Annotated in this window: 9 protein-coding genes and 1 pseudogene; 7 read left to right on the top strand and 3 right to left on the bottom strand. The window is 70.0% G+C overall.

Annotated elements, in window-relative coordinates:
• The 6 genes from ABZ948_RS39465 to ABZ948_RS40980 all read left to right on the top strand — a co-directional run.
• Positions 1–885: rhamnogalacturonan lyase family protein (locus ABZ948_RS39465; RefSeq protein WP_494487301.1), on the top strand; the 885-nt coding region annotated here is incomplete at its 5' end.
• A gap of 256 nt (positions 886–1,141) precedes the next feature.
• A complete protein-coding gene (locus tag ABZ948_RS39460; protein ID WP_359767953.1) occupies positions 1,142–2,197 on the top strand; it encodes a glycosyl hydrolase 53 family protein in 1,056 nt (351 codons plus the stop codon).
• A 251-nt stretch (positions 2,198–2,448) separates the two neighbouring features.
• Positions 2,449–3,339, top strand: a complete 891-nt coding sequence (locus ABZ948_RS39455) for a rhamnogalacturonan acetylesterase (RefSeq protein ID WP_359767952.1) — start codon at positions 2,449–2,451, stop codon at positions 3,337–3,339.
• Positions 3,340–3,402: 63 nt separating this feature from the next.
• Positions 3,403–4,236 carry a GDSL-type esterase/lipase family protein gene (locus tag ABZ948_RS39450; RefSeq protein ID WP_359767951.1) on the top strand — a complete coding sequence of 278 codons (834 nt, stop codon included), beginning with the start codon at positions 3,403–3,405 and terminating at the stop codon, positions 4,234–4,236.
• 145 nt (positions 4,237–4,381) lie between these two features.
• Complete coding sequence (locus ABZ948_RS39445) at positions 4,382–5,395, top strand: glycoside hydrolase family 5 protein (protein WP_359767950.1); 1,014 nt, start codon at positions 4,382–4,384, stop codon at positions 5,393–5,395.
• 219 nt (positions 5,396–5,614) lie between these two features.
• Positions 5,615–6,892 (top strand): poly(ethylene terephthalate) hydrolase family protein, encoded by a 1,278-nt coding sequence (locus ABZ948_RS40980; RefSeq protein ID WP_435857793.1) that lies wholly within the window; start codon positions 5,615–5,617, stop codon positions 6,890–6,892.
• Positions 6,893–7,154: 262 nt separating this feature from the next.
• Here ABZ948_RS40980 and ABZ948_RS39430 read toward each other — a convergent pair whose 3' ends face one another.
• The 3 genes from ABZ948_RS39430 to ABZ948_RS39420 form a co-directional block, all read right to left on the bottom strand.
• The gene (locus ABZ948_RS39430; protein ID WP_359767949.1) at positions 7,155–7,871 is read right to left on the bottom strand and encodes a GNAT family N-acetyltransferase; all 717 of its coding nucleotides are present in this window, start codon (positions 7,869–7,871) and stop codon (positions 7,155–7,157) included.
• Between the two features lie 185 nt (positions 7,872–8,056).
• Complete coding sequence (locus ABZ948_RS39425) at positions 8,057–10,114, bottom strand: RICIN domain-containing protein (protein ID WP_359767948.1); 2,058 nt, start codon at positions 10,112–10,114, stop codon at positions 8,057–8,059.
• A gap of 235 nt (positions 10,115–10,349) precedes the next feature.
• Entirely contained in the window at positions 10,350–11,414 is a 1,065-nt protein-coding gene (locus ABZ948_RS39420; RefSeq protein WP_359767947.1) for a LacI family DNA-binding transcriptional regulator, read from the bottom strand.
• 421 nt (positions 11,415–11,835) lie between these two features.
• On the opposite strand from ABZ948_RS39420, the pseudogene ABZ948_RS39415 reads away from it, so the two are divergent.
• A pseudogene (locus tag ABZ948_RS39415) lies at positions 11,836–12,045 on the top strand (carbohydrate ABC transporter substrate-binding protein); the annotation flags it as partial.

Below are 12,045 nucleotides of genomic sequence, written 5' to 3'. Positions count from 1 at the left end.
ACCCGTACGGTGATCGCCGCCTGGGACTGGCGGGGCGGTGCCTTCACCCGCCGCTGGACCTTCGACACCACCTCCTCCACCAACAGCGGCAAGGGTTACGACGGCCAGGGCAACCACAGCCTGTCCGTCGCGGACGTCGACGCCGACGGCAAGGACGAGATCGTGTACGGCGCGATGACCGTCGACGACAACGGCAACGGGCTGTGGACCACGAGGCTGGGCCACGGCGACGCGGGCCACGTCGGCGACCTCAACCCCTCCCGTGCGGGCCTGGAGTACTTCAAGGTCTCCGAGGACTCCAGCAAGCCCGGCTCCTGGATGGCCGACGCGCGTACCGGCCAGATCCTGTGGCGGACGGCGTCGGGGTCCGACAACGGCCGCGGTGTCGCCGCCGACGTCCACGCCGGCAGCCCGGGCGCCGAGGCATGGTCGGCCTCCGACACCACCCTGCGCTCGGCGACCGGCGCATCCCTGGGCCGGGAGCCGTCCAGCATGAACTTCCTGTCCTGGTGGGACGGCGACCCGGTCCGCGAACTCCTCGACGGCACCCGCATCGACAAGTACGGCACCTCCGGCGACACCCGCCTGCTGACCGGCTCCGGCGTCCACTCCAACAACGGCACCAAAGCCACCCCGTCGCTGTCCGGCGACATCCTCGGCGACTGGCGTGAAGAGGTCATCTGGCCGACGTCGAACAACACGGCCCTGCGGATCTACTCCACGCCGCACCAGACGAACACCCGCATCACGACCCTGCTCCACGACACCCAGTACCGTACGGCCCTGGCCTGGCAGAACACCGCCTACAACCAGCCCCCGCACCCGAGCTTCTTCCTCGGCAACGGCATGCCGACGGCTCCACGGCCCACCGTCCGCACGCCCTGAACCCCGCCGGGTGGCGCCCCGCTCCACCGCATGGGCGGGCGACCAGGGGGGAGGGCCGGTTCGCCGGGGGACTCGCCGCGGCCGAGGTATCGCACGCCACCCTCAGCGCGAGCGGCTCCGCCGTGTCGGCTGACGACTCCTGCCGCCACCCACCCCCACTCAACTGCACCAAGCCCTGGAAACACCAACCCCCCACGAGCAACCACCCGTCGGCCGTCACGACTCGCGCACGGCCGGCGGGCGGGAAGGAGCGACCATGCATCCCACCGAGGCATCCGGTTCCGGGCGGATCAGCCGCAGGACCCTGCTCAAGGCCACCACCGCCACCGCCGGGGCGATCGCCACCGCCGCCGCGTTCGCCGAACTCGAGACGCCGGCCAACGCCGCCGCGGGCTTCGTCAAGGGCGTCGACATCAGCTGGGTGCCGCAGATGGAGGCGCGCGGCCTCTCCTGGCGGAACGCGAGCGGACAGACGCAGGACATCCTGGCCATCCTCAAGGGGTACGGCATCACCGCGGTCCGGCTGCGCACCTTCGTCAACCCCTCCAGCAGCCCGACCGACGGGCACTGCGGCATCCACGAGGTCGCCGCCTTCGCCAAGCGGGTCAAGGCCGCCGGAATGTCGATCATGCTGGACTACATGTTCGGCGACACCTGGAACTCCGTCGGCGTGCAGAACCCGCCCGCCGCCTGGCGGAACATGAGCTACAGCCAGATGCGCACCGCGATGAGCACGTACGTGAGCCAGACCATGACAGTCATGAAGAACAACGACGTGCTCCCCACCTGGGTGCAGATCGGCAACGAGATCAACAGCGGTATCTGCCGTCCCGTCGGCAGCGTTTCCAACCCGGCGCAGATGACCGGGCTGCTGAACGCGGCGTACGACCAGGTCAAGGCTGTGTCACCGAATTCGACCGTGTGCATCCACCTGGCCCAGCCGCAGAAGTACGACGTGATGACGACGTTCTTCAGCCGCTACGCCGCGAACGGCGGCAAGTGGGACATGTCGGTGTTCTCTTCCTACGGCAGCGCCGACGTCGCCGCCGGGATCGTGGGGAACATGCGGAAGATCTCCGATGCCTATGGCAAGCCGTTCCTCCAGAGCGAGTTCGGCGGTCGGGTGGACAGGGCCACCTCCACCCGGGCAGCGCTGGTCGCCTACATCAAGGCGCTGAAGGCCAACGGGGGTCAGGGCATCTTCTACTGGGAGCCCGAGTGCATGTCCCCGTTCACCGGCTACAACATGGGCGCCTGGGACTCCTCCACCAAACGGCCCACCGTCATCATGGACGGCTTCACCCAGGCCTGAGCGAGGGGCCGCAGACCTCAACCCACATATCTCCGGGGGCAAGAATGGGACGCAAGATTGTAGTGAACATGTCACGAATGCAAAAGGGGAGACGCGGCGGGCCGGTAGCAGCAAGTCTGCTGATCCTTGCGACGCTGGCCGGCACCGGTGCGGCCCATGCCGACGACGCCACACCGCGGGCGCTCCCGGCAGGCTGTTCCGGTACCTCGCCGATCCGCTGTCATTACGGAGTCTCGGCGGGCAACTACGAGGTGACGGTCTCCCTCGGGGGCGCCCCGGCCGGGCAGACCGAGATGTGGGTGGAGGCCCGGCGGCTGATGCTGCCGACGACGAAGACGGCTGCCGGAGCCGTCGCCACGTACTCGTTCACGGTCAACGTGCGGCAACCGGAGGGGCAGCCGACCGGGCAGGGCGGCACCGGAAACCCCGGTCTGGACATCCGGTTCACGGGTTCCAGTCCTCAGGTCTCGGCCGTCTCGGTGAAGCCGGCGGACCGGCCGCTCGTCGCCTACCTGGCCGGTGACTCGACCGTGTGCGACCAGCCCGTCGCCCCGTACACCGGATGGGGCCAGATGATCACGACTGCGCTGCGTCCCGGCGCGGCCATCGCCAACTACGGGGACTCGGGGGAGAGTTCGGGCAGTTTCCTGTCCAACTCGGCGCTCTTCCCGTCGTTGCTGTCGAAGGTCCGGGCGAACGACGCGGTCTACATCCAGTTCGGCCACAACGACAAGCAGACCAGCGCGTCCGCTTTCCGGAACAACCTCACTTCCATGATCACGCAAGTCCGTGCCAAGGGCGGCGTCCCGGTTCTGGTGACCCCGCCGGTCCGCCGGCTGTTCGACGGCAACCGGCTCACGGCAACGGCTCTGCACGTCAACGGCGTCGGCGTCGACCTGCCCGCCCAGACGCGCTCGGTCGGTGCGGCGCAGAACGTGCCGGTGATCGACCTCACCGCCAGGAGCAAGGCGCTGGTCGAGTCGCTCGGTCCTTCCGCCTCCGCGCAGCTCTTCCTGCGCTCCTCCGTCGACGGAGTCACGGACAACACCCACTTCTCGCAGCACGGCGCGACGCAGATCGGCGGGCTGGTGCTCCAGAGCATCCGGGAGCAGCGCTTGCCCCTGGCCACGTACTTGCGCTGACCGAGGCGCGGCGGCGCGCCCGTCCATGGGAAGGACCTGATGAAGAACCTTCGCATACTCCTCATGACCGCACTGCTGATCGCCCTGCCGAGCCTCGGTGTTCGCACCGCCTCGGCGGCCGACAGCGCCGTTGCGAACTGTACGACCTCCCCCGCCTCGGCCGTACGGGCGGCGGCCGCGCCGGTCACCGTGTGGCTGGCCGGTGACTCCACCATGGCCAACCCCAGCGGCGGCCGTTGTCCGGTCGGCTGGGGCAGTCAGTTCGACGCCCTGTTCACCACCGACGTGACCGTCAGGAACCAGGCTGTGGGAGGTCGCTCCATCCAGACCTGGTTGTACGAGGGCAACGTGAGCAGCACCAAGGGCCCGGACGGCGAGTGCCGTCTCACGTCCACCACGTATTCGTCACGCTGGCAGGCGATGCTGAACGCGAGCACCGGGATGAAGGCCGGCGACTATCTGTTCATCCAGTTCGGCATCAACGACTCCTCCTCCACCTGCCCACGACACGTCGGCCCGGCGCGGTACCAGCGGCTGATGACGATGATGGTGCAGGCCGCCCTGGCCCGGGGCGCCCACCCGGTGCTGCTCACCCCGGTGGCCGCCATCACCTGCTCCGGCAGCACGGCCATCAAGAACCGCGGCTTCGTCTCCCAGACCTTCGCCGCCGGGTCCGCGACCGGGGCGCCGGTCATCGACCTGCAGACGTTGAGCGTCTCGCGTTACAACAGTCTGCGTTTCTGCCCGCACAACGGCGACTACGCATCGGGCCCCGTGGGCGCCTTCTTCTGCAACGACCACACGCACTTCGAAACCTACGGCGCGCAGCAGATCGCCGCGCTCGTCGCCGGTGACGTGCGCCGACAGGGCCTCCCGCTCGCCGCGTATCTCAGGTAGCGCCGGGCTTCAGCACCGCGAGCGACACCAACGACCTCGGCTTCCCTGCCGCCACTCCGGCGACGGCCTGCGCTCCTCCGGCTGCCGCCGACAACACCGCGCCGGTCAACCTCCCCTGACGCACCATCACCCCACTGGAGCCGTCATGAAATCCCGCACCCGCACCGCCCCACGAGTGGCCGCCGTCGTGGCCGCCCTCCTCGGCCTCCTCGTCCCGCTGCTCGGCCTCGGCACCTCGGCCCACGCCGCACCGACCGGCTTCCGCGTCCAGAACGGCCGGCTGGTGGAGGCGTCCGGCAACGACTTCGTGATGCGTGGCGTCAACCACGCCCACACGTGGTACCGGGACCGGATCAGCTCCCTCGCCCACATCAAGGCCAAAGGCGCCAACACCGTCCGCGTGGTCCTCGCCAGTGGGGATCGCTGGACCCGCAACGACACCACCGACGTGGCGAACGTCGTCTCCCAGTGCAAGCGGAACCGTCTCATCTGTGTACTCGAGGTCCACGACACCACGGGCTACGGCGACCAGAGCGGTGCGACCACCCTCTCCCGCGCGGCCGACTACTGGATCAGCGTCAAGAGCGCCCTCGCCGGTCAGGAGAGCTACGTCATCGTCAACATCGGCAACGAGCCGTACGGCAACAGCAACCACACGAGGTGGACGGCCGACACCAAGGCGGCCATCCAGAAACTGCGGAGCGCCGGGTTCAACCACACGCTCATGGTGGACGCGCCCAACTGGGGCCAGGACTGGGCGTTCACCATGCGCGACAACGCCGCCTCGGTCTTCGCCGCCGACCCCGACCGCAACACGGTCTTCTCCGTCCACATGTACGGCGTCTTCAACACGGCCGCCAAGGTCAACGACTACCTGAACCGCTTCGTCGCCGCGAAGCTCCCGATCGTCGTGGGCGAGTTCGGCCACAACCACTCCGACGGCAACCCCGATGAGGACGCCATCCTGGCCACCACCCAGCGGCTCCGTCTCGGTTACCTCGGCTGGTCCTGGAGCGGCAACGGCAGCGACGTCGGCTACCTGGACATGGTCACGAACTTCGACCCGAACCGCCTCACCTCCTGGGGGCAACGGATCTTCAACGGCGCGAACGGCATAGCCGCCACGTCGAAGCAGGCCGCGATCTACTCCGGGCGGTGACTACTTCACCCCCCACCTGGCGAGCTGACCTGGGCCTGACTGCCCACGACAGCACCGGGGAGCGCTCCCGCAACCGGCTCCACCTGCGTCTGAGCACCACAGCTGCACCTCGTCACGGAAGGAAGCTGAACAGTGCACACACACACCACCGAAGTCCAGGTGCCCGAAGGCTCCTGGACCGATCGGGTGAGGACTCGTCGGATAAGCAGCCTGGTCAGGTTGAGGACGGTCGTGGCCACGGCCGTGGCCGGCCTGATCGCCGCGCTGGTCTCGATCCAGCCGGCATCGGCGCAATCGGCGTCGGCCCAGGACAATCCGTACCAGCGGGGGCCGGACCCCACGGTGAGCAGCGTCGCGGCCCAGAGGGGGACGTTCGCCACCGCGGAAGTGAGCGTGCCGCCCGGCAACGGCTTCAACGGCGGGAAGATCTACTACCCGACCGACACCAGCCTGGGCACCTGGGCCGCGGTCGCGGCCGTGCCCGGCTACACCGCCCGGTGGGACGCCGAGGGCGCCTGGATGGGGCCCTGGCTCGCCTCCTTCGGATTCGTCGTCATCGGCATCGACACCAACAGCCCCAACGACTTCGACACCGCCCGCGGAACCCAACTCCTCGCCGCGCTGGACTACCTCACGCAGAAGAGCCCGGTACGCGACCGCGTCGATCCCAGCAGGCTGGGGGTGATCGGTCACTCCATGGGCGGCGGCGGAGCCATCAGCGCGGCCGAACGGCAACCGTCGCTGAAGGCCGCCGTCCCGCTCGCACCCTTCTCGCCCTCACAGAACCTGTCCACCCTGCGGGTACCCACAATGATCATGGGCGCGCGGGACGACGGCACGGTCACCCCGTCCTACCTCGACGGCCTCTACGGCGGCATGCCGGCCGGCACGCAGAGCGCCTTCATCGAGCTGACCACTGGCGGTCACGGTTTCCCCACCTGGGGCAACTCGAACGTGACGCGCCGCACGATCCCCTGGCTGAAGATCTTCCTCGACAACGACACCCGCTACACCCAGTTCCTGTGCCCCTCGCTGGCGGACTCCAGCGGCGTCTCCAGGTCCAGGACCAAGTGCCCGTACGTGCCTCCGGGCGGCACGAACCCGTCGCCGAGCGGCGCGCAGATCTTCGGCTCCGGCTCCGGCCGCTGCCTGGACGTCCCCAACTCGTCGCAGACCAACGGCACCCAGGTCCAGCTGTGGGACTGCGCGGACAGCGCCGGCCAGAAGTGGACCCGCACCGACGCCGGGGAACTGCGCGTCTACGGCGGCAAGTGCCTGGACGCCGAGGCCTCCGGTACCTCTCCGGGTACACGGGTGGTCATCTGGGACTGCCACGGAGGGTCGAACCAGAAGTGGAACGTCAACGCCGACGGCACCGTCACCAGTGTCCGTTCAGGTCTGTGCCTCGACGCGTACAGGGCCGGAACCGCCAACGGCACCCAGATGGTCCTGTGGACCTGCAACGGCGGGTCCAACCAGCGGTGGTCTCTCCGATAAGAGGGTCGGGACGAGGCGCCAGATGTCGAATGCGCTTCCAGTTGAGGGGCGGGCTTCCGTCGCCGTCTGGTTCCCAGCAGCCGAAGTGCGCCTACGGCCTGGGAGGCACGCTGGAACCGCCCGGCGGTGACGTACTCCACCGCCTTCCGCGGGGTTCGCGTCGCCCCGGTGAACAGGCCTCGGCCCCGGTCCGGGATGGCGAGACCATCGCCACTGCCTGGACCGACCGCGCTGAACGGTCACGCCCCGACCGCCCTTCAGCTCACGGCGTCCGGAACCCGCGGAAGGTCACCCGCTGCCTGCTCTCGAAGCCGAGCCGTTCGTAGAGGGCGATCGCGGCGGTGTTCGTCTCCGCCACATGCAGGAAGGGCCGTTCGCCCCGGGACAGCACGCGTGCGGAGAGCGCGTTCACCAGTCGGGCGGCGTGGCCTCGCCCGCGTGCCTCGGGGGCCGTGCAGACGGCGCTGATCTCGGTCCAGCCCGGCGGCCGCAGCCGTTCGCCCGCCATGGCCACCAGCCGCCCCTGGGCGCGGACGCCGAGGTAGGTGCCGAGTTCGTGGGTGCGCGGCCAGAACGGCCCCGGCTGGGTGCGCGCGGCGAGGTCGAGCATCTCGGGCACATCGGCCGCGCCCAGTTCGACCACATCTTCGGACACATCGGTGTCGCGCTCGGTACGGGCCTCGGCGGGGCGGCCGCTGCCGGTCCGGATCATCTGCCGGCCCTCCAGGACGAACACCGGCTCCCAGTCCGGCGGCGGGGCCGCCCGGCAGCTGAACAGGTCGGCGAACCCGCCTCGGCCGAGCAGCCCGGAGAGATCGGCCCAGTCCGCCGGACCCGCGGCGGGGGACACCGCCGAGAAGGTCGCGACCTCCGGCACGTACGTGGCGGCGCGGCCGAGCCGGCGGGCGAGAGCCGCGTGGTGACCGCGCAGTGACTCGCCCACCGGGTCGTCGAGTACGGCGGTGTCCCCGCTCCTCATTCCCGCTGCCTTTCTCGGACCGTTCCTCATTGATTTCGGCGTACACCCTATCCCTCGCAAGGAGGTGGCAATAGCCGCTGCTTGTGCCCCCATTCACCGTGAAAACCGCTGCCGGATGGTGCTGCTCCCCGGTGCGGGAACCGACGCGACGGCGGTCCCCGCACCGGGGCAGGAGACGGGAACCGTCAGTTGATCCGGACGATCCTCCAGAGCTGGTCGTCGACGCTGACGTTGTTCCACTGGATGACGGCCGCGCCGTTGGCGGTGGAGGACTGGGCGACGCCGGCGACGAGACCGCTGTTGACGTTGACCAGCTTGACGTAGCCACCACCCGCGTCGGTCACGGTCCACCGCTGCGAGGCCGCGGCCGAGGCCGCGTTCTGCACGAGGGCCGCACCGGCCGACGTCGACGATGCGTTGATGTCGACGAAGAGCCCGCTGTGGACGTTCTTCACCGTCCAGGCCCCGCCACCGGCCGACTGGAAGGTGAACAGCTGGCAGTCACAGGCGGAGTTCTGCCACTGGACGGCCGCGGTGCCGGTGGCCGTCGACGCGCCCGGGATGTCGAGGTACTTGCCGCTGTTCTTGTTGACGAGCACGTACTGGCCGGTGCCCAGCGGTGGCAGCGCGGTCTGGGTGAGGTTCCAGCGCTGGCACGCGCAGCCGGTGCCGTCCCACTGCACGGCGGTGGTGCCGGCGGTGCTGGAGGCGTTCGGGATCTCCAGGTACTTGCCCGTCAGACGGTTGGTGAAGGTGTAGCCGCCCGCGGGGTGCGGGGCGGCGGCCCACTCGTGGTCGGGGGTGCCGTTGTCGTCCCACTGGAGGATCCTGGCGCCGTTGGCGGTGGACTGGTTCTCCACACCGAGGACCTTGCCGCTGGCGACGTTGAAGATCTTGAAGTAGCCCGACGGCTGCTGGACGAACCGCCACTGCTGGGCACCGGAGTCGTCGGCGTTCTGCTGGGTGGCGTAGGCGCCGTTGGCGGTGGAGCCGCCCGCGATGGTCAGTCTCAGGTTGCTGCCCGCGTTGGACGCGGTGTAGGTCGCCCCGTCGGATATCCCGCCACCGAGGTCGATCGTGCTGTACGTGACGGGGTTGGAGAGGTTGCTGCCGCCGCGTCCCGCGCTGAGCACCAGCAGGCTGTGCCCGTCGGGCAGGGGGAGCAGGCCGCGGCTGTAGCCGCCGGCCACGTTGGAGTTGATGCGCGTCCAGGTGTTGGCGGCGCCGTTCTGGGTGTTGAGGAACAGTTCGTCGGCGCTGTTGGCGCTGACGGCGAGGGTGCCGTTCGGTCCTCCGGTCGGCAGCCAGGTGATGGTGGGGGCACTGCGGGGCACCACCCCGTCCGTGGTGCGCAGGGGGATGCCCGTGACCGAGCCGAACGCCTCCGGGTCGGAGGAGATCTTGTAGTAGACGGCGAAGTTGCCCTCGGGGGCGCCGCCGTACTCGTACGTCATGATGAATCTGCCGTTGGGCATCCGGGCGACGGTCGGCATGCCCGGGCGGTTGCTGAAGGTGGGCATCGCCACGTCGTCGACGACCGGGCCCCAGGTGCGGCCGTCGGTGGAGACCTGGTGCACGATCTTCTGGCCGTGGTCGGGGTCGCGCTGGTCGGAGTAGTAGACGATGAGCTTGTTCCCGGAGACCAGGAAGAACGGCTCCCAGACCGGGGTCTGGCCGTTCGTGTCGAAGGCGGCGCCACCGGTGGCGATGTTGGTGACGAAGCTCCAGGTCTGCCCGCGGTCGGTGCTGGCGTACAGGTCGATCTTGCTGGCCGACCGGTCGGCGGGCACGGAGTCGCCCGCGGCGAGGATCGTCCCGGCGGGGAAGTCACCGATCGCGGTGGGCAGTTCGAACAGCTCGGGCTGCCAGCGCATGCCCCAGCCGTTCTGTGTGTCCGCGACGTCGGAGATCTTGGTCCAGGAGTCACCGTTGTCGGTGGAGCGGTAGATCGGGAAGACGGGCGTGCCGGAGGTGTACTGCTCGAACGTGGCGAGCAGGGTGCCGTTGGCCGCCCCGTTGTGCTGCAGACGCAGCGCCCGGGGGTAGAGCGAGCCGGGCGAGGGCGCCGTCGACGGCGGGGTGTACATCGTCTGCGAAGGGCGGGAGACGGCGTGTGCCCGGCCCGCCGCGGGCAGCACGACCGTCGCCGCGGCGACGATCAGCACCAGCAGGAGCAACAGCCAGGTGGTGGGGCGGGGACGCGGGGCGGCGCCGGGTCTGACGCCGAAGTACGCAGGGGACATGTGCGGCTCCCAGGACGGGGAAAGGAACGGGGAACGGACGAAGGTGCGCGCCGCCCCCGGCACGGATCCGGTGGGCAGCGGCGAGCCCTCATGGGGCGTCACCGCGTACGCGGCATAGATGCGGACGCCGCGGTGGCGCGGATCGCAACGGCGGCCTCACGGTGAGGTCGGCCGGTGAGTGGTGAAGCGGTGCCCGGGCGTGCGGGTGTGCTCCCTGCCGCTGCCGGGGACGCCGTCAGGTGGTGCGCCGGCCCGTCGTGTCCGGGTGGGGCGGCGGAGGCGCGGTCGAGCCGCGGACGACGAGTTCGACCGGTGGGTCGCTCGCCGGCGGCGGGTCGGTGTCGGGCTTCTCGATCGCGTGCACGAGGAGACGGATGCCTTCCCGGGCCGCGGCCTCGAAGGGCTGGCGCACGGTGGTCAGGGGAGGGGAGACGTAGGCGAAGACCGGGTTGCCGTCGAAGCCGACGACGCTGATGTCCTCCGGCACCCGGCGCCCGGCCTCCCGCAGGGCGTGGATCAGGCCGATGGCCATCTCGTCGCCCGCGGCGAAGACGGCGGTGACGGAACGGTCGGGGGCCAGCGCCCGGCCGGCGGCGTAGCCGGAGGCCGCCGACCAGTCACCGTTGAGCAGGGGCGGCTCGTGCGCACCGCGTGCCTCGAGTGCCGCGCGCCATCCTTCGATGCGGTCCTTGGTGGCGTACCACCGGCGGGGACCGGCGAGGTGGTGGACGGTCGCGTGGCCCAGGTCGAGCAGATGCTCGGTCGCGGTCCGCGCCAGTGCGTGGGCCCCCACTCCCGCGGTCACCGTCCGGGCGGCGGAGAACGCCGGCGGCGCCCCCAGGAAGAGGACCGGCACGTCGACGCGCACTCCGACCTCGCCCTCCACGATGGGTTCGGAGACGACGACACCGTCCACGCCCTGTTCGAGCAGTGACTCCACGGCGCCCGCGATGCCCACGGGGTCACCGTCCGGCGTGTTGACCACGCGGAGCGCGTATCCGGCGTCCCGCACGGCCTGCTCGGTGTGCACGAGCAGCGAGGCCGTTCCGTAACCGGCCGTTCCCAGCGCGACGACGCCGATGGAGCGCGTGCGCCCGGAGGCCAGTGCCCGGGCCGCGTGGTTCAGGCGGTAGCCGAGTTCCTCGGCGGCCGCGAGAACCTTTCGGCGGGCCTCGGCGGAGACGTACGGCTCGTCGTTGAGCACCCGCGAGACCGTCTTGCGCGACACTCCCGCCAGCTTGGCCACATCCGCACTGCGCGGCACGGAGGAGCCCTCGCTTCGCCCTGCCCCTGGTGCCATGGAGTCTCCTGACTGCCGTGAGTTCGCATCGCGGGAGGTCATCGGTCTGACCGCGCGGTCATGTCTACGGAGCCGCCGCCGCTACGTCAAGGGTTTTCACGACCCCGATTCCGGCGGCGACAGCGGGCGGGGTGGCGCGGACACCTCCTGTCGACGTGCCCCGAACCGCTTGTTCGCCCTGCTCAGACCCCCGGTGTCCGGTAAGGCCGCGGGCCTCGACGAGGTGGCGGCCCGGTGCTGCCGCCGGGCCGCAGCGGCCGCAGGGGTATTGACACCGGCTCCTCGGAACCTTCACTCTTCCTCGCAAGCAACCGGTCGAATTTGTTCGGTCGTGTTGAGTCTTGGTCGCGCCGGCGACTGTTTCCCGTCACACCCCTCCGGGCCGACGTGCCACGCGCGTTCGCCCTGTCAGGAGCCGAACATGCAGCAACCCTTCCTCGGTCGTCCCCTGCCCGCTCCCGGCCGCCGCTCCGTGCTGCGCGGTATGGGTGGTGCGGCCCTGCTCGGTGCGGGCATTCCGTTGCTGTCCGCGTGTGGTGGTGGTGGCGCGGCCGCCGATCCGAAGACGGTCAGCCTGGGCTCCAACTCCTCGGACGCGGTGCCGAAGAAGGCGTTCGCGGAGATCTACGCG

It is taken from the genome of Streptomyces olindensis (assembly GCF_040645895.1).
GTDB classification, from domain to species: domain Bacteria; phylum Actinomycetota; class Actinomycetes; order Streptomycetales; family Streptomycetaceae; genus Streptomyces; species Streptomyces olindensis.
The sequence above is the reverse complement of the archived record's forward strand: the minus strand, read 5'-3'. Positions and strand labels throughout refer to the sequence as shown.

Excerpts from the sequence above, each read along its gene's own strand:
- ABZ948_RS39450 (WP_359767951.1), top strand. The coding sequence starts at position 3,403 with ATGACCGCACTGCTGATCGCCCTGCCGAGCCTCGGTGTTCGCACCGCC.
- ABZ948_RS39460 (WP_359767953.1), top strand. The coding sequence starts at position 1,142 with ATGCATCCCACCGAGGCATCCGGTTCCGGGCGGATCAGCCGCAGGACC.
- ABZ948_RS39445 (WP_359767950.1), top strand. The coding sequence starts at position 4,382 with ATGAAATCCCGCACCCGCACCGCCCCACGAGTGGCCGCCGTCGTGGCC.
- ABZ948_RS39420 (WP_359767947.1), bottom strand. The coding sequence starts at position 11,414 with ATGGCACCAGGGGCAGGGCGAAGCGAGGGCTCCTCCGTGCCGCGCAGT.
- ABZ948_RS39430 (WP_359767949.1), bottom strand. The coding sequence starts at position 7,871 with ATGAGGAGCGGGGACACCGCCGTACTCGACGACCCGGTGGGCGAGTCA.
- ABZ948_RS39425 (WP_359767948.1), bottom strand. The coding sequence starts at position 10,114 with ATGTCCCCTGCGTACTTCGGCGTCAGACCCGGCGCCGCCCCGCGTCCC.